General features: G+C 50.5%; 15 protein-coding genes, 2 rRNA genes and 1 riboswitch. Of the genes, 1 reads left to right on the forward strand and 16 read right to left on the reverse strand.

Annotated features, from left to right (window positions below):
- Positions 1-112: 112 nt before the first annotated feature.
- The 13 genes from P400_RS0114530 to purE form a co-directional block, all read right to left on the reverse strand.
- Entirely contained in the window at positions 113-2,401 is a 2,289-nt protein-coding gene (locus tag P400_RS0114530) for a bifunctional diguanylate cyclase/phosphodiesterase (RefSeq protein ID WP_026826880.1), read from the reverse strand.
- 90 nt (positions 2,402-2,491) lie between these two features.
- Entirely contained in the window at positions 2,492-3,745 is a 1,254-nt protein-coding gene (gene purD / locus P400_RS0114535) for a phosphoribosylamine--glycine ligase (protein ID WP_026826881.1), read from the reverse strand.
- Between the two features lie 14 nt (positions 3,746-3,759).
- Positions 3,760-5,280, reverse strand: coding sequence for a bifunctional phosphoribosylaminoimidazolecarboxamide formyltransferase/IMP cyclohydrolase (gene purH / locus P400_RS0114540; RefSeq protein WP_026826882.1), 1,521 nt, complete (start codon positions 5,278-5,280; stop codon positions 3,760-3,762).
- Entirely contained in the window at positions 5,277-5,855 is a 579-nt protein-coding gene (gene purN / locus P400_RS0114545) for a phosphoribosylglycinamide formyltransferase (protein WP_026826883.1), read from the reverse strand. The genes purH and purN overlap by 4 nt, the downstream gene beginning before the upstream one ends.
- On the reverse strand, positions 5,852-6,886 hold the full coding sequence (gene purM, locus P400_RS0114550) for a phosphoribosylformylglycinamidine cyclo-ligase (protein ID WP_026826884.1): 1,035 nt from the start codon (positions 6,884-6,886) through the stop codon (positions 5,852-5,854). The genes purN and purM overlap by 4 nt, the downstream gene beginning before the upstream one ends.
- 12 nt (positions 6,887-6,898) lie before the next feature.
- Entirely contained in the window at positions 6,899-8,308 is a 1,410-nt protein-coding gene (gene purF, locus P400_RS0114555) for an amidophosphoribosyltransferase (protein WP_026826885.1), read from the reverse strand.
- The gene (gene purL, locus P400_RS0114560; RefSeq protein WP_026826886.1) at positions 8,284-10,503 is read right to left on the reverse strand and encodes a phosphoribosylformylglycinamidine synthase subunit PurL; all 2,220 of its coding nucleotides are present in this window, start codon (positions 10,501-10,503) and stop codon (positions 8,284-8,286) included. Before purL ends, purF begins: the two co-directional genes overlap by 25 nt.
- Positions 10,487-11,167 carry a phosphoribosylformylglycinamidine synthase subunit PurQ gene (gene purQ / locus P400_RS0114565; RefSeq protein ID WP_026826887.1) on the reverse strand — a complete coding sequence of 227 codons (681 nt, stop codon included), beginning with the start codon at positions 11,165-11,167 and terminating at the stop codon, positions 10,487-10,489. The genes purL and purQ overlap by 17 nt, the downstream gene beginning before the upstream one ends.
- Complete coding sequence (purS, locus tag P400_RS0114570; RefSeq protein ID WP_026826888.1) at positions 11,164-11,406, reverse strand: phosphoribosylformylglycinamidine synthase subunit PurS; 243 nt, start codon at positions 11,404-11,406, stop codon at positions 11,164-11,166. The genes purQ and purS overlap by 4 nt, the downstream gene beginning before the upstream one ends.
- Positions 11,403-12,107, reverse strand: a complete 705-nt coding sequence (gene purC, locus P400_RS0114575; RefSeq protein WP_026826889.1) for a phosphoribosylaminoimidazolesuccinocarboxamide synthase — start codon at positions 12,105-12,107, stop codon at positions 11,403-11,405. The genes purS and purC overlap by 4 nt, the downstream gene beginning before the upstream one ends.
- 49 nt (positions 12,108-12,156) lie before the next feature.
- Complete coding sequence (gene purB, locus P400_RS0114580) at positions 12,157-13,449, reverse strand: adenylosuccinate lyase (RefSeq protein WP_026826890.1); 1,293 nt, start codon at positions 13,447-13,449, stop codon at positions 12,157-12,159.
- A complete protein-coding gene (gene purK / locus P400_RS0114585) occupies positions 13,446-14,540 on the reverse strand; it encodes a 5-(carboxyamino)imidazole ribonucleotide synthase (RefSeq protein WP_026826891.1) in 1,095 nt (364 codons plus the stop codon). Before purK ends, purB begins: the two co-directional genes overlap by 4 nt.
- Positions 14,540-15,028, reverse strand: a complete 489-nt coding sequence (gene purE, locus P400_RS0114590; RefSeq protein WP_026826892.1) for a 5-(carboxyamino)imidazole ribonucleotide mutase — start codon at positions 15,026-15,028, stop codon at positions 14,540-14,542. Before purE ends, purK begins: the two co-directional genes overlap by 1 nt.
- Before the next feature lie 70 nt (positions 15,029-15,098).
- A riboswitch (purine riboswitch) is annotated at positions 15,099-15,200 on the reverse strand.
- Positions 15,201-15,346: 146 nt separating this feature from the next.
- Between purE and P400_RS15245 the strand changes: the two genes are divergently transcribed.
- The gene (locus P400_RS15245) at positions 15,347-15,817 is read left to right on the forward strand and encodes an NUDIX hydrolase (protein ID WP_034771255.1); all 471 of its coding nucleotides are present in this window, start codon (positions 15,347-15,349) and stop codon (positions 15,815-15,817) included.
- Positions 15,818-15,858: 41 nt separating this feature from the next.
- Here the strand turns inward: P400_RS15245 and P400_RS0114600 are convergent, their stop codons facing one another.
- From P400_RS0114600 to P400_RS0114610, 3 genes are all read right to left on the reverse strand, one after another.
- Complete coding sequence (locus P400_RS0114600; RefSeq protein ID WP_026826893.1) at positions 15,859-16,050, reverse strand: NETI motif-containing protein; 192 nt, start codon at positions 16,048-16,050, stop codon at positions 15,859-15,861.
- An 85-nt stretch (positions 16,051-16,135) separates the two neighbouring features.
- Positions 16,136-16,252 (reverse strand): 5S ribosomal RNA (rrf, locus tag P400_RS0114605).
- A gap of 55 nt (positions 16,253-16,307) precedes the next feature.
- Positions 16,308-18,558: ribosomal RNA gene (locus P400_RS0114610) — 23S ribosomal RNA — on the reverse strand; the annotation flags it as partial.

The raw sequence follows: 18,558 nt of genomic DNA on the forward strand, positions 1-18,558 counted from the left end.
GTTTCAAGTTTACCTTTTCTCTGAAAGGGTCGCAAGTTATGTTCACTATTGTAACAAAATTCACATATATTTTTCACAAAAAAGCGACTCTTCTTCTGAAGAATCGCCTAGATCAAATTTGTGTCATGACAGTTTTTCGCAAGTAGTGATGCAATTGGTCAATTGGAATTGGTTTACTGTAATGATATCCCTGAATGAGCGAACTACTATATTCTAATACGAATGCAAGTTGTTCCGGTCGTTCGACTCCTTCTGTGACGATATCGAGTTCCAGCGTTTGGAAGGTTTGATAAAGCCCTTCTAACAAGGCGCGGTCAAACTTGTTCTCCGGAATCCCTTTGACGAAGTTTTGATCAATTTTAATAATATCAAGACGTAGCGATTGCAAGTATGACAAAGAAGACGTTCCGACCCCGAAATCATCGAGTGATATTTTTACCCCGATCACTTTTAACGCTTGGATAAACTGTTGAAGTTCATACACGTTCCCACCGACTTCACTTTCTGTGATTTCTACATGCAGTCGGTGTGGATGGAATCCCGTATCGGTAAGCGTTTCTTCCAATGTCTCTAAAAAGGAACCATCTAAAATTTGACGTTTTGATACGTTGATTGATAAAAATAAATCAAAACGCTCTGCATACTCCTGAATCTCGGTAATAGCCCGGACAAGTACCCACCGTCCCACATCCGAGATGAGTCCAAGTTGTTCTGCTACCGGAATAAAAACGCCCGGGGAGACGAACCCTTTCTGCGGATGATGCCAGCGAATCAATGCTTCTACGCCCATCACCTGAAATGGTTGGGGAGATACGATTGGTTGATAGTACAGTTCAAATTCATCATGGTGTAACGCATGACGTAAATCCCGCTCCATCTCGAGTGTCTGCAAGTAATGACTCCCATCTTCAATGTCTTGATAGGAGATAATGTTATCTTTTCCTGACGCTTTGACCTCATGTAAGACGACGTCAAGACGTGCCATCATCACCTCATAGGAGTGATGTGACGGTTCCCTCAATTCATCAATTCCAATACTTAAGGTCAGATGGTTCATTCCTTGCTTCAGACCCCATTCGCGTAAATCTTTCACTAACTGATTGGCGATAATCATGAGTTCTTCAGTCGTCCATTCCGAATGAATCAAGATGAACTCATCCGCTCCGATTCTTGCCACGAAGCCATCCTCTTTATAAAACATTAAACGAGAGGCAAAGAACGTAAGCATCGCATCCCCCGTACGCTGACCAAATTGGTCGTTGATCCGCCGGAAGTTGTCGAGATCGATTCCCATCACACCAATCGAGCGGGTCGTATCCGGTAAATTCATGAACATTTCCTCGACCGCCAAGCGGTTCGGGAGACGTGTTAAGGAATCTCGAAAGGCACGTGTCAACGACTCTTTTTGTGTCTGCTCTAATGCATCGAGTACCTCATTCATACTGATTGCCATTTCTTCAATCTCGTCTTGTTTATGGGGATGTAGATGGATCCGTAAACGACTATTTCGTTCCTTCGTGATCCACTTCAGTTCTTTGACGATTCCCATTAGACGTTTTGTAATGATTTGATTCACCGTCCAAAAAAGAGTCAACAATAAACCAAGACCGAGAACGAGGAGTCCGAACATACCGGTTTCTAACATCGTCTGAGTGTTTGTATAGTACGTGCGCTTCACCGAGAAATTGACTTCCCAGTTCGCATCTTGATAAATCGATTGCAGTGGTAAAGAGACGCGGGCAAACCGACTGTCTTGTTCAATCGTCAGCCGTTGATGAGCGAGCGGGCTAATGGATAGTTTCGTTTTTGCTTGTGCACTCATCGCCGCCATGAAGTCCGGACCGATTTTTTGAATGATTACAAGCGTACCACTAGGTTCACCCGTTCCATCACTTTTTACAATCGGATGGCTCATGAAGACCACAGGGCCGAAGTCGGTACCGTATACCGCACTTTGTGTCATACCAGTCGAGTTGACGTAGCGTAACAAATCATTTGTGAAGGCGCTCTTCTCTTCTGCCTTTTCTAACTCATAAATCTGATTAAATTCGGAGTAGACTACCTCTCGATTTTTGTCGAGGAAAATCATAGCCCCGATCCCTAAATTTTCTAAGGTTTCTTCCCCCATATTATTTTCGACAAAAGTATCATTCTCGTTCTGCACGAAATCATAGGCATTCGTCCAGACTGACCAGTCGACAAGAATCCGTTCGAGCATGAGACGGTGATTGGCGAACACTTCCGAAACACTCTCGATTTGATCGCGGGTCATCGCCTTGTCCTGTTCAATACTTTTCTCTACAAAATACGGTTTGATGACAAATAAAATGACACCGATGAAGAGTACGATGTTCACGGCAATTGCAATAAATAGTTTTGATTGAACACGCAGGCCGACCACCTTCTTTCTCCGAGCTACTTTACTATTGTAAAACAGGATATCGGTATTTCCTTTTTTTCGCATGAAAAAAAGGATGGGTTGACCCATCCTTCAAATAATCTGTGTGAACGCTCGTGATCCGATATCGGTTCGGTGGAACGTTTCCGGTAAATCGAGTAGTGAGATTGCTTCATATACCACTGTCTTCGCTTCAAGTAGCGTCGGTCTCGTCGCAGTCACGATGAGTAAGCGACCGCCGTTTCCAATGACTTGATCGTCCTGCCTCACCGTTCCGGCGTGGAAAACGAGGACGTCCTGTGGGAGCGATTCAAATCCCGATAGCACTTGACCCGTGATAGGGCGTTCCGGGTATCCCTTCGCCGCAATGACGACACCCATCGTATATCCGTCGCTCCACTCGATCGGATACGGTTCTTGACGAATGACCGCTTCAATCACGTCAAGGAGCGGCGATTTCAAGTTCGGCACGATGGCCTCTGTTTCCGGGTCACCGAAGCGCGCATTGAATTCGATGACTTTCGGTCCGTCAGATGTCAAGATAAGCCCGGCATACAAGAATCCCTCAAACGGGGTACCACGCTTGACCATCGTTTGTGCGAGCGGTTCTAATACGGTCTTCACCGCTTCTTGATACACAGTCTCTACCAAATGAGGCATCGGGCTATAGGCACCCATCCCACCTGTGTTCGGTCCTCCGTCGCCGTCATAGGCACGTTTATGATCTTGCGAGGTGATCATCGGAATGACACGCTCTCCCGAGACGAATGCCATGAGCGAAAATTCTTCACCATCGAGAAACTCCTCGATGACGACTTGTGACTGTTGGCCAAATTTATCCGTCGTGAAAATATCACGTACGGCAGTTTCCGCCTCTTCGACCGTGAACGCGACCGTGACGCCTTTACCGGCAGCCAATCCGTCCGCCTTGACGACGAGTGGTGCCCCAAGCTTCTCGATATAAGCAAGCGCCGATGCCGCATCCGTGAACGCCTCGTATGCCGCTGTCGGAATTCCGGCTTCCATCATGACTTCTTTGGCGAATGCCTTGCTCCCCTCGAGTAGCGCAGCCGCTTTCGTCGGTCCAAAGATGTTCAGCCCTTTGTTGCGGAACGTATCCACGACTCCTGCCATGAGCGACGACTCCGGTCCGACAATCGTCCATTCCATCTCTTTCTCTTCTGCAAAATGAACAAGCGCCTCAACGTCCGTTTCATTGATTGACACACACGTCATACCTTCCATGAAATCGTTGCCCGGTGCAACGAAGACGTTGTGCCCGTCTTGTTTCAACTTCCACGCGAGCGCATGCTCGCGTCCTCCTCGACCGATGACCAATACGTTCATGACGCGCACCCCTCTCAGTGTTTAAAGTGTCGAACTGACGTGAATACCATCGTGATTCCTTGTCGGTTCGCCGCTTCGATTGACTCTTCGTCACGAATCGACCCGCCTGGTTGGATGATGGCCGTGATTCCTGCAGCAGCTGCCGCTTCGACCGTATCGGCCATCGGGAAGAAGGCGTCGCTCCCGAGAGCTGCGCCTGTCGCGCGTTCCCCGGCTTGTTCGAAGGCAATTTTTGCTGCGCCGACGCGGTTCATCTGTCCGGCACCGATTCCAATCGTCGTTTCATCTTTGGCGACGACAATGGCGTTCGACTTGACGTGCTTGACGACACGCCATGCAAGTTTCAAGTCTTCCCATTCCGCTGCGGTCGGACGACGATCCGTCACGATTTGGCATGAGGCATCATCGAGTGTCATGTCATCCCCGTCTTGTACGAGCAATCCTCCGGCGACAGCCGTTAAGCGCATGCCTGTCATGTGTCCCATATCGAGCGTCAACAAACGAAGATTCTTCTTCTCTTTCAATCGGTCAAGTGCTGCCTCACTAAAGGAAGGAGCGATGATGATCTCTAAAAAGATGTTGCGAAGGGCATCAGCCGTCTCAAGATCGACTTCACGGTTCAAAGCGACGATTCCGCCAAAGATAGAGACCGGATCAGCGGCATGGGCGCGTTCGAACGCTTGAGAAATCGTCCGTCCGACCGCCACACCACATGGATTCATATGTTTCACGACGACCGCAGCCGGTTCATTCAACTCACTGAGTGCTTCAAGTGCTGCGTTCGTATCCTGAATGTTGTTATACGAGAGTTCTTTCCCGTGAAGCTGTGTCGCATTCGCAAGTGTCATGCCGTCGTATAATGGTGTCTTATAAAATGCAGCTTGTTGGTGCGGATTCTCACCGTAACGAAGGTCTTGTACTTTCTCATACGTAACCGTCAATTGCTCTGGGAACGTCTCCTCGATTTGACGACCTAAGTAGTCGGCAATCAACGCATCATAGGCAGCCGTATGACGGAACGCTTTCGTTGCGAGACGTTGACGCATCTCAAACGATGTACCGCCTCCACGCACTTCATCGGCGACAAGTGTGTAATCACTTGGGTCAACGACGACCGTGACGCTTGCATGGTTTTTCGCAGCCGAACGTAACATGCTCGGTCCACCGATATCGATATTTTCAATCGCTTCTTCATAGGTCGTGTTCTCTTTCGCAATCGTCTCTTTGAACGGATACAGATTGACGACGACATAGTCAATCGGTTCGATGTGATGATCTTTCATTTGGGAGACATGCGTATCAAGGTCGCGACGTCCGAGAAGTCCACCGTGAACGAGTGGGTGCAACGTCTTGACACGACCGTCTAACATCTCCGGGAACGATGTCACTTCCGAGATGTTTTTGACCGGTAATCCCGCCTGTTGGAGGGCTGCCTCGGTCCCACCTGTCGAGATGAGTTCGATGCCCGCCTCATGTAAGACGGTCGCTAGTTCAACAATACCTGTTTTATCAGAAACACTTAATAATGCTCTCACTTGAAAACCTCCTGTTGATTCAACACTTGTTGTAATACGCGCGGATACAATTGATGTTCAATCGCTTGAATACGTCGTGTCGCCTCGGTGCGGTCACACCCTTCAATCTCGACGGATGCTTGTGCGATGATTGGACCCGTGTCCATCCCCGAATCCACATAATGAACGGTCGCACCACTTTTCGGTACGTTTGCGTCAAGCGCCTGACCGATTGCATCTTTCCCCGGAAACGCAGGTAAGAGTGAAGGATGAATATTTAAAATGTTGTTCGGATATGCGGATAGTAACACATTTCCAATCAAGCGCATATACCCCGCCAACACGATATAGTCCACTTGAAGCGAATTGAGAAGGACGAGGATTTCTTCCTCGAACTCCTCTTTGGACGCATACGACTTCGGTGTAAAGGAAAAGCTCGGGATGTTGTAACGCTCCGCACGTTCGAGAACCGTCGCTGCTGGTTTGTCCGTCACGAGCAACACGCATTCGGCTGACAATTGTCCATCGACGATTGCCTGCCAAATCGCTTCGGCGTTACTCCCCGATCCTGACGCAAAGATGGCAAATCGTTTCATTGGTCCACTCCTGAGATTCGGATTCCTAGACGACTTTCGACTTTCCCGATTCGGTGCGCTGTCTCCCCGACACGTTCGAGCGCCGCTTCGATCAATTCCACATCTTCGGCACGTACCGTAATCATGTAACCGATTCCCATATTGAAGACGTTGAACATTTCCTGTTTCGAGATGTTTCCGACTTGTTCGAGCCAGTCGAATACAGGAAGGCTTGGCCAACTCGACGCATCAAACGTGATCCCAAGACCTTCCGGTAACATACGAGGGACATTCTCATAAAAGCCGCCGCCTGTGATGTGTGCCATTCCTTGAACTTTACCTGTCGAAATCGCCGCCTTCGCCGCTTCGGCGTAAATCCGTGTCGGGAGAAGCAAAGCGTTCCCAAGTGTCGTATCAAGCATCGCAATCTCATCCGTATAGTGGAGGCCTTGCGCTTCGACGATATGACGAACGAGGGAGAAACCGTTCGAATGAACACCGGAAGAAGCGAGTCCAAGGACAATGTCTCCCGCTTGAATCGTCGAACCATCGAGCAAGTCTTCTTTCTCAACGACACCGACCGCAAATCCGGCGATATCATATTCGCCATCCGTGTACATCCCTGGCATCTCAGCCGTTTCACCACCGACGAGGGCGCATCCCGCTTGGACACATCCTTCAGCGACACCGGCGACGATGCGCTCAAGCTTGGCCGGTTCTGCTTTTCCTGTCGCAATATAGTCGAGGAAATAGAGCGGTTCTGCTCCATGCACGAGACAATCGTTGACGCACATGGCGACGCAATCGATTCCAATCGTATCATGCTGGTCGAGTGCGAACGCCAATTTCAGTTTCGTCCCGACCCCGTCGGTCCCGCTCACGAGAATCGGATGTTTCATGTTCATCGAACCGAGGTCAATCATCGCTCCGAAACTGCCGAGACCGGTCATCACTTCCGGACGCATCGTCCGGGCGACATGACGTTTCATACGGGATACGGCCTCGTACCCTGCTTCTAAATTCACACCCGCTTGTTCATATCGAACGCTCATCGCTTTTCCCCCTTAAGCCTTTGTCTCTGTTACGAGTTCTGCAAGTTCAGTCGGATAAAGCCCCGTGAAACATGCAGCACACTGCCCGCGTAGTGCTCCTTCGAATGGACGATCGATGGCTTCGACCGTTCCATCCAATGTGAGGAACGCTAGTGAATCGGCACCAATCTCTTCTCTGATTTCTTCAATGGATTTGGTTGCCGCAATTAACTCTTCCTTGGTGGAAGTATCGATTCCGTAGTAACACGGATGTTTGATCGGTGGTGACGTGATGCGCACATGCACTTCCGTTGCGCCTGCCTCTCGGAGCAAAGTGACGATTCGGCGACTCGTCGTTCCACGGACGATGGAATCATCGACCATGATGACGCGTTTCCCGTTCACGACACCGCGTAACGCCGATAACTTCATTTTCACGCCGCGCTCCCGTAATTCCTGGGACGGTTGAATGAACGTCCGTCCGACGTAACGGTTCTTAATGAGTCCCATTTCGTATGGGATCCCGCTCGCCTCAGCGTAACCGATTGCCGCGGAAATACTCGAATCCGGCACACCTGTCACGACATCTGCTTCGACCGGTGCTTCTTCAAACATCTTTTTCCCCATGGCCTTACGTGCCGTATGCACATTGATGCCATCGATGATTGAGTCCGGTCGTGAGAAGTAGATGTATTCCATCGAACACATGGCACGGACCGCCGCTTCACTGAATCGTTCAGACGTGATCCCTTCATTCGTGATCATGAGCAATTCGCCTGGCTCGACATCCCGGACGTACGTCGCCCCCACGACGTCAAACGCACACGTTTCCGAGGCGAAAACGTACGCCCCGTCTTCCGTCTGTCCGAGTGATAATGGACGTAACCCATGTACGTCAACTCCGACGTATAGCGCGTCTTCCGTCAAGAATAGAAAAGCGAACGCTCCAACGAGACGGGCCAAACTGTCGGCGATTCTTTCTTTTACCGAGTTGCCGCGACTCCGTTTGATGAGATGGGCTACGACTTCTGTGTCAGACGTCGTTTGGAAGATTGCCCCTTCCGCTTCGAGCATATGTTTCAATTCGTTTGCATTCACGAGATTTCCGTTATGCGCCATCGCCAAATCTCCTGTCAACGACTTGAAATGAAGCGGTTGAACGTTCTCTAGCGTATTGCCGCCCGCCGTCGAGTAGCGGACGTGACCAATCGCATGATTTCCGGTGAGGGCATCGAGCGACGTCTCATCAAATACCTCGGTGACGAGACCAAGGCCTCGTTTCGCATGGAGACGCTCGCCGTCTGCCGTGACGATCCCCGTCCCTTCTTGACCACGATGCTGCAAACTGTGAAGTCCGTAATAGGCAAGGTGTGACGCTTCGATGTGACCGAACACACCGAAGACGCCGCACTCCTCATTCATGCCTCGGATGTCATATAACATGGAATAGCTCCTTCCCATACACGCTCCAACTCTTGCACGTCCATTTCAATCAAGCGGTCGCTTGCACGAACGACAAGCGTTGCTGTCTCTGTGACCGTTCCGATTTCCGTCCCGTTCGTCATGCTCGCAAATGCCTCAGCTTGTGCCTTGTCGACGGTCACGAGGAAGCGTGACTGGGATTCACTGAATAATGCCGTCACAAGATCTGTGTCGATCGTCACGTCCATGCCGAGACCTGTTCCAAAGACCAGTTCTGGTAACGCTGCCGCAAGACCACCTTCTGACACATCGTGTGCCGCCGTGACAAGACCACCACGGATGGCTTGAAGTAATGCTTTCTGTGTGTGACGTTCTTCCTCAAGATTGAGTGTCGGCGCGTGGCCGCTCACTTTACCGTCTTGGAGCATTTGAAGGACACTTCCGCCAAATTCCGCTTTCGTCTCACCGAGTAAGAAGACGACGTCTCCTGCTTGTTTCGCAAACGAAGTCGTGATGTGTTCCGGCTTCTCGATGAGCCCGACCATTCCGACGACCGGTGTCGGGTAGATGCCTTGCCCGTTCGATTCGTTATATAGCGATACGTTTCCACCGATGACAGGCGTATCGAGCGTACGGCAAGCTTCCGCCATCCCTTCAACGGCTTGGTCGAGCTGCCAGAACCCTTCCGGTTTATCCGGGCTTCCGAAGTTAAGGCAGTCCGTCAAGGCAAGTGGTTCCGCACCACTCGCGACGATATTACGTGCCGCCTCAGCGACAGCGATGGCCCCACCGACACGCGGGTCGAGATATACATATTTCGCGTTGCAGTCTGTCGTCATCGCGAGCGACTTCTCCGTCTCACGAATGCGAATGACCGCGGCATCACTGCCTGGTGCGACGACTGTCGACGTTTGCACCATGTGGTCGTATTGCTCATACACCCAACGTTTCGAGGCGATGCTCGGCATCGCAAGGACGTCTTTCCATGTCGCCATCACATCTTCAACGATTGGTGTGACGGGCTCCATCGCTTGGAAGGCTTCATAGTATGCCGGGACTTTAGAAGGTTTATGATAGACAGGAGCGTCTTCTGCGAGCGCGTCGACTGGTACCTCTGCTGCGACTTCCCCTTGATGAACGAGACGAAGTACTTTCTCTTCGATGACCTCGCCGACTTTGATCGCGTGAAGTCCCCACTTCGTGACGATCGCTTCAATCTCGTCTTCGTGACCTGCTTTGACGACGAGGAGCATCCGCTCTTGCGATTCCGATAGCATCATCTCGTAAGGCGTCATACCTGTCTCACGTTGGGGGACGAGGTCTAAGTTCATCTCGATTCCCATACCTGCTTTTGAGGCCATCTCCGCTGACGAAGAGGTCAATCCGGCTGCCCCCATGTCTTGAATCCCGACGAGCGCCGGGTGCTTGATGACTTCGAGACACGCTTCGATCAAGAGCTTCTCCATGAACGGGTCTCCGACTTGTACGGCTGGACGTTTCTCGTCTGCGTCTTCTCCGAGTTCTTCAGAAGCGAACGTGGCACCGTGGATCCCGTCACGCCCTGTCGTCGCTCCGACGTACATGACCGAGTTTCCGACACCTTCCGCGATCCCTTTTTGAATGTCTTCATGACGGATGAAGCCTACACACATCGCGTTGACGAGCGGGTTTCCGGAGTAGGCCGGGTCAAAGGCGACTTCTCCACCGACCGTCGGAATGCCGACACAGTTCCCGTATCCGGCAATGCCTGACACGACATGACCGAATAAATGTTTCACACGTGATTCGTTCAAATCTCCGAAACGGAGTGAGTTCAATAATGCAATCGGACGGGCGCCCATCGAAAAGATGTCACGGATGATTCCACCCACCCCAGTCGCAGCACCTTGATAAGGTTCAATTGCTGACGGGTGATTATGACTCTCGATTTTAAAGGCGACGGCTTGACCGTCTCCGATATCGACGATTCCAGCCCCTTCTCCCGGTCCTTGTAAAACGTGCTCGCCGGTTGTCGGAAACTTCCGGAGCACCGGTTTCGAGTTTTTGTACGAACAGTGTTCAGACCACATGACCGAGAAGAGACCGATTTCTGTATAATTCGGTTCCCGGCCAAGCAGTGAGACGACGAGCGCGTATTCGTCGTCCGATAATCCCATCGTGGCATAGATCTTTTCATCACGGATTTGTGTAGCTGTCGGTTCAGTTGTAAGTAACATGTCGTGCCCCCCATTTTACGATTGACGTGAATAACCGTTTACCGTCTTCTACACCGAGCAACGCTTCGACCGCACGCTCCGGGTGTGGCATCATGCCGAGTACATTTCCTGCCTCATTCGTGATGCCGGCGATATTTTCGACCGATCCGTTCGGGTTCTCTTTGTACGTGAACGCGATCTGCCCATTTGCCTTTAATGTCTCAAGTGTCGCGTCGTCACAGTAGTAGTTCCCTTCCCCGTGTGCAATCGGGACACGAATCGTTTCCTGTGCCGCATACTCACTTGTGAACATCGTCTCGTTGTTTTCGACGACGAGGTCGACCGTCTTACACATGAATTTCAAATCACGGTTTCGCATCAATACACCTGGAAGTAACCCTGCTTCGACGAGTACTTGGAATCCGTTACATACTCCAAGCACCGGACGTCCTTCTTCAGCGAAACGCTTTACTTCAGCCATAATCGGTGAAAATTGGGCGATTGACCCGCAACGCAAGTAATCTCCATATGAGAATCCACCTGGTAACAGGACCCCATCGAACCCTTCAAGTGACGTTTCTGTATGGAATACGTATTCTGCTTCTTCCCCGAGCACGTCTTTTACCGCGTGGTACATGTCGAGGTCACAGTTTGATCCTGGAAAGACGATGACCGCGAACTTCATGCGAGTACCCCCATCTCAATTTCATAATTCTCAATGACCGTATTGACGAGTAACTTCTCACACATTTCTTTGACCATGTCTTCTGTCGTGTCGTCCGCTACTTGAAGCTCGATGATTTTCCCGATGCGCACCGATTCAACGCCAGCGAATCCGAGATGTTCGAGTCCACCTTTCACGGCAACTCCTTGTGGGTCGAGTACACTTTCACGTAATGTCACATACACGTTTACTTTTTTCATTGTCCGTTTCCCCCTATGCGTGTTAACAGTTGTCCATACGTCTCAGTCAAAGAACCTAAATCGCGACGAAATACGTCTTTATCGAGTTTTTGTTTCGTTTCTTGATCCCAGAGGCGGCACGTATCGGGTGAAATCTCATCCGCTAAGATAATCGTCCCATCCACTTTTCCGAACTCTAGTTTAAAATCGATTACGTCGATGCCGTGTTGACCGAAGAAATCGAGTAATACTTCGTTTACCCAAAGTCCGAGTTGTCGCAATGTTTCGACTTCTTTATGTGTAGCGACTTGCAACAATCGGATATGATCCTCTGTGAGGAGCGGGTCCCCAAGAGCATCGTCCTTATAATAGAACTCGACAATCGGTGCGAGGAGCGGCGTCCCTTCTTCCCAACCGAGACGTTTCGCCAGACTGCCGGCCGCGACGTTGCGGACGACCACTTCTAACGGAATGATGTCGACACGGCGAACTAACTGTTCTCGTTCTGAGATTCGTTTAATGAAGTGCGTCGGAATCTTATTGTCATGCATTAATTCGAACAACTGCGTCGTGATGGCGTTGTTTAAAATCCCCTTCCCATCAATCGACTCTTTCTTCTCTCCGTTGAATGCTGTCGCATCATCTTTATAATATACGCGAAGCACACCCGTTTCTTCTGTCTCAAATAACGCTTTCGCCTTGCCTTCATAAATTGCTTTCATCTGAACCGCTCCCCCTTAAAAGTGAGAGGGGCATGTCGCCCCTCAACGATTACAAACCACAGCGTTCAAAAATTGTATCGACACGGCGTACGTGATAGCGCGGGTCGAACAACTCATCGAGCTCCTCACTCGTAAAGAGTGCACCCATTTCTTTGTCCTCTTCAATCAATGTCCGGAACATCGTTTCTTCTTCCCACGCCTGCATCGCCTTAGGTTGAACCGCATCGTATGCCGCTTCACGACTCCAGCCCTTCTCGATGAGACCGAGTAAGATCCGTTGCGAGAAGATGATTCCGAACGTGCGGTCCATGTTGCGACGCATGTTGTCCGGGAAGACCGTCAAGTTCTTCACGATGTTACCGAAGCGATTCAACATGTAGTTAAGGAGAATCGTCGCATCCGGGATGATGATGCGTTCTGCTGACGAGTGCGAGATGTCACGTTCATGCCAAAGTGGGACGTTCTCGTAAGCCGTCATCATGTGACCGCGAATGACGCGCGCAAGACCCGTCATATTTTCAGAACCGATTGGGTTACGTTTATGCGGCATCGCCGACGACCCTTTTTGTCCTTTAGCAAAGAACTCTTCCACTTCGCGCGTCTCGGTCTTTTGAAGTCCACGAATCTCGGTCGCCATCTTTTCAATCGATGTCGCGATCAATGCGAGCGTCGACATGTACTCGGCATGACGGTCACGTTGGAGTGTCTGTGTCGAGATCGGTGCAGCTTGGATACCGAGCTTGTCACAGACGTATGACTCGATGAACGGGTCGATATTTGCAAACGTTCCGACCGCTCCACTCATCTTCCCGAATTCAATCGTTTCGCGAGCTGCCATGAAGCGTTTTTTATTCCGTTTCATCTCTTCATACCAGAGAGCGAGTTTCAAACCGAACGTAGTCGGTTCTGCATGCACGCCGTGGGTACGTCCCATCATGATGTCGTACTTATGTGCTTTCGCCTTTTCTGCAAGAATGCCGATGAAGCGATCTAAATCGGCTTCTAAAAGATCATTGGCCTGTTTGATTAAGTACGAGAGAGCCGTATCGACGACATCCGTCGACGTCAATCCGTAGTGTACCCACTTCTTCTCTTCTCCGAGCGTCTCGGAAACGGCACGCGTGAACGCGATCACATCGTGACGTGTCTCTTGTTCAATCTCTAGAATGCGATCAACATCAAACGATGCCTTGTTCCAAAGGACTTGTACATCTTCTTTCGGGATGATGCCGAGTTCACTCCAAGCCTCGCAGGCATAAAGCTCAACTTTTAACCAGGCCTCGAATTTGTTTTGATCAGTCCAAATGTTTGCCATCTCTGGGCGGGTGTAGCGTGAAATCATAAAACGGTCTCCTTCCAAATTGCCAGTTGTTCGATGGTCTGAAGCGCACCTTCGACCGTGTCAGCAAGGACGTTCAAGTGTCCCATTTTGCGACCTGTCTTCGCCTCATCTTTTCCATACAGATGTAGTTTAACATTCGATGGCAATGCTTTGACATGAAGTCGTGGCATATGCTCACCGAGAAGGTTGACCATGACGACAGGCGTTGTCAATGTCGTACGTCCGAGACGCATTCCCGTCACGGCTCGAATGTGTTGTTCAAATTGTGAGGTCTCACATGCGTCAATCGTGTAGTGTCCAGAATTATGTGGACGCGGTGCGAGTTCGTTTACGTAAAGGCGACCATCTGGCATGACGAACAACTCTACAGCGAGTGTCCCCGTTAAGCCGATATGATCGGCGAGCTGGAGTGCGAGGTGTCTCGCATCCTCTTGAATCTCATCAGTAACACGAGCCGGTACGATGGATAGATGTAGAATGCTGTTGTGATGAATATTTTCACTGATCGGGAACGTCGACGTTTCTTCTTCTCCTCGTGTCACGATGACCGAGATCTCTTTTTCAAACGGCAACCACGCCTCAGCGACATATTCTTGTTCGACAAAGTGTTCAATGAACGCCTGAAGGTCTTGTTCCGATCGAATGACCGTCTGGCCTTTCCCGTCATAGCCGAAGCGACACGTTTTGATGACAAATGGGTAGCCGAGCTTTTCGTGTGCCTGCCGTACCTCTCGAACCGTACGAACCGAAACATATGGCGCCACACGTAGTCCTGCTGATTCAATCATCTGTTTTTCTAAGATGCGATGTTGCGTCGCCTTCAACACGTCCATACCTTGTGGACATTTCTCTTCGATGGCTGCAATCATTTCCGTGTCGATGTTTTCAAATTCATACGTCACAATGTCTGAACGGTCAGCGAGTTCTTTCGCGGCATTCACATCATCAAATGAAGCGATAATCGAATCCGCTACTTGTGCGGTCGGTGCATTCGGGTTCGGGTCTAGACAAAGCGTCGTGTATCCCATTGCACTCGCGCTGAGTGACATCATCCGTCCAAGCTGTCCTCCACCTAAAATGCCGATTCTCATTAGACCAGTTCCTCCGTTCCACGCATGACCATCTCTTGTTTTTGCTCTCGGAACATTTCAAGTCGCTTCGTGATTTCTGCTGATTGGATACTGAGGATCTGAGCAGCGAGTAAACCGGCGTTCGTCGCACCTGCTTTACCGATGGCGACAGTCGCTACTGGGACGCCTGCAGGCATCTGTACAATCGACAGTAGCGAATCCATTCCATTGAGTGCTTTCGACTGAACTGGGACACCGATGACAGGAAGAGTCGTTTTTGCGGCGACCATCCCTGGAAGGTGAGCTGCCCCACCAGCACCCGCAATGATGACTTGAATACCTCTGCCTCGTGCCTCTTCCGCATATTCGAACATCAAGTCTGGTGTTCGATGGGCCGATACGACTTGCTTCTCGTATGGAATCTGTAACTCATCCAACATGTCACAAGTATGTTTCATCGTCTCCCAATCAGATGAACTACCCATGATGACGCCTACCACTTCGTTCATTCCACATGTCCCCCTTACAAAAAAGAAATCCCTAAACCGAGCAATCAGTTTAGGGTATAGGCATGACAAATACACGTCCGCTACACCCCATAGTCTGACCAGAGTCGGTGATCAGGTAGAAACTTGCAAGCCATTTCCTTGCGATTATATGGAGCACTATTCATTTTTCTTAACTCACACGCCTATCGTACCTTGTTCTTTGAAAACATGTCAATAAACTGCGAACATTTTAATTGTCTGAATATTTATCGTTCGCCTTTTGGATGTTATCAGTATAATCTTCTCCGCTAATGTATGCTATTGAAAAGGGGGAGTTAGATGAGTTACATAGCGAGTTTACGAGAAGTGATTGGGAACCGTCCAATCATCAGTGTCGGAGCGACCATTTTGGTCATCAATCAAAAACAAGAAGTACTGATGCAGCATAGATCGGATACACTCGATTGGGGTTTACCGGGAGGATCGATGGAACTCGGGGAAACGCTGGAAGAGGTCGCTGCACGAGAATTGAAAGAAGAAACCGGGCTTCTCGCTGAGCATTTCGAATTAATTCAGGTTTTTTCCGGTCAAGATGGTTACTTTAAATATCCGAATGGAGACGAGACATACGGTGTCATTCATTTATATCAGGCAAAAGGAGTACATGGAGAGCTCGTCATGGAAGATGGGGAAAGCTTGGCTCTTAAATACTTTAGTAAAGAGAATCTTCCTATAAAGATAGAAAAACGGGCTCAAACTTTATTGGATGTGCTTGGAGATCGATGCTTTGAACGCGAGCATTCGTTTTGATATGTAAAAAGCCGTCACACAGATTGTGTGACGGCTTGGCATTAGGATTCTTTAGAGACGCATTCAAATAAAATCGATTGATGGGAGTGGACAGGTACATCTTTGGCTCCCGTTTGCTCAAAGACGGGCTTTTCAATGCGGCGTATAGGACGATAACCCATTTCGTTGATTCGATCTAAACATTCACTGACCGTTTCATTTGGTTCGACATATACTTTGATCTTCTTAGCCATTTCTTAACGTCCTCTCTTCCACTAAGCTGAATCGATGATACGAAAAAACGGCGGCCCTTGAGCGAATGCTCCAGAACCACCGTTTGCCTGGCAACGTCCTATCCTCACAGGGGGAGATCCCCCAACTACTTTCGGCGCTGAGACGCTTAACTTCCGTGTTCGGCATGGGAACGGGTGTGGCCGTCTCGCTATCGCCACCAGACTTTTACAGGGCTTGTTCCCTGAAAACTGAGGATTCATCAACACAAACCATAGACTAGATCAAAGCCTCGACCGATTAGTATCATTCAGCTCCACGTGTCACCACGCTTCCACCCATGACCTATCTACCTCATCGTCTCTGAGGGGTCTTTCTTGATTGCTCAAAGGGAAATCTCATCTCGGAGGGGGCTTCATGCTTAGATGCTTTCAGCACTTATCCCGTCCGCACGTAGCTACCCAGCGATGCTCCTGGCGGAACAACTGGTACACCAGCGGTGCGTCCATCCCGGTCCTCTCGTACTAAGGACAGCTCTCCTCAAATTTCCTGCGCCCACGACGGATAGGGACCGAACTGTCTCACGACGTTCTGAACCCAGCTCGCGTACCGCTTTAATGGGCGAACAGCCCAACCCTTGGGACCTACTCCAGCCCCAGGATGCGATGAGCCGACATCGAGGTGCCAAACCTCCCCGTCGATGTGGACTCTTGGGGGAGATCAGCCTGTTATCCCCAGGGTAGCTTTTATCCGTTGAGCGATGGCCCTTCCATGCGGAACCACCGGATCACTAAGCCCGACTTTCGTCCCTGCTCGACTTGTAGGTCTCGCAGTCAAGCTCCCTTCTGCCTTTGCACTCTTCGAATGATTTCCAACCATTCTGAGGGAACCTTTGGGCGCCTCCGTTACTGTTTAGGAGGCGACCGCCCCAGTCAAACTACCCGCCTGACACGGTCCTCCAGCCGGATCACGGCTGCGAGTTAGAGACTCTATACGCAAAGGGTGGTATCCCAAGGGTGTCTCCACCGAAGCTGGCGCTCCGGCTTCACAGACTCCCACCTATCCTGTACATCGCGTACAAAGCCTCAATATCAGGCTGTAGTAAAGCTCCATGGGGTCTTTCCGTCCTGTCGCGGGTAACCTGCATCTTCACAGGTACTATGATTTCACCGGGTCTCTCGTTGAGACAGTGCCCAAATCGTTACGCCTTTCGTGCGGGTCGGAACTTACCCGACAAGGAATTTCGCTACCTTAGGACCGTTATAGTTACGGCCGCCGTTTACTGGGGCTTCGGTTCAGTGCTTCTCTTGCGATGACACATCCCCTTAACCTTCCAGCACCGGGCAGGCGTCAGCCCCTATACTTCATCTTGCGATTTAGCAGAGACCTGTGTTTTTGCTAAACAGTCGTTTGGGCCTATTCACTGCGGCTTATGTTGCCATAAGCGTCCCTTCTCCCGAAGTTACGGGACCATTTTGCCGAGTTCCTTAACGAGAGTTATCCCGCGCGTCTTAGAATTCTCATCTCGCCTACCTGTGTCGGTTTGCGGTACTGGCGCCGACCTCCTCACTAGAGGCTTTTCTTGGCAGCGTGAAATCCGGTGCTTCGCCCTACGGGCTCCACGTCACAGCTCAACCTTGGTGTCGGGCGGATTTGCCAACCCGACGGCCTTGCTGCTTGTCCGTGCACTTCCAGTCGCACGGTCACCTTATCCTTCTGCGTCCCCCCATCGTTCGAACGGTGGTACGGCGGTACAGGAATATCAACCTGTTGTCCATCGCCTACGCCTTTCGGCCTCGGCTTAGGTCCAGACTAACCCTGAGCGGACGAGCCTTCCTCAGGAAACCTTGGGCTTTCGACGGAGGGGATTCTCACCCCTCTTTTCGCTACTCACACCGGCATTCTCACTTCCAAGCGCTCCACGGCTCCTCACGGTACCGCTTCACTGCTGCTTGGAACGCTCTCCTACCATCCCTTACGGGATCCATAGCTTCGGTGGTATGTTTAGCCCCGTTACATTTTCGGCGCGGCGCCACTCGACTAGTGAGCTATTACGCACTCTTTGAATGGTGGCTGCTTCTAAGCCAACATCCTAGTTGTCTGTGCAGCGCCACATCCTTTTCCACTTAACATACACTTGGGGACCTTAGCTGATGGTCTGGGCTGTTTCCCTCTCGACTACGGATCTTATCACTCGCAGTCTGACTCCCGAGTAAAAGTTGCTGGCATTCGGAGTTTGACTGAATTCGGTAACCCTGTGGGGGCCCCTAGTCCAATCAGTGCTCTACCTCCAGAACTCTTCACCTCGAGGCTAGCCCTAAAGCTATTTCGGAGAGAACCAGCTATCTCCAGGTTCGATTGGCATTTCACCGCTACCCACACCTCATCCCCGCACTTTTCAACGTGCGTGGGTTCGGACCTCCAGTCAGTGTTACCTGACCTTCATCCTGGACATGGGTAGATCACCTGGTTTCGGGTCTACGACGACGGACTGATGCGCCCTGTTCAGACTCGCTTTCGCTGCGGCTCCG

It is taken from the genome of Exiguobacterium marinum DSM 16307, assembly GCF_000620845.1.
GTDB classification, from domain to species: domain Bacteria; phylum Bacillota; class Bacilli; order Exiguobacteriales; family Exiguobacteriaceae; genus Exiguobacterium; species Exiguobacterium marinum.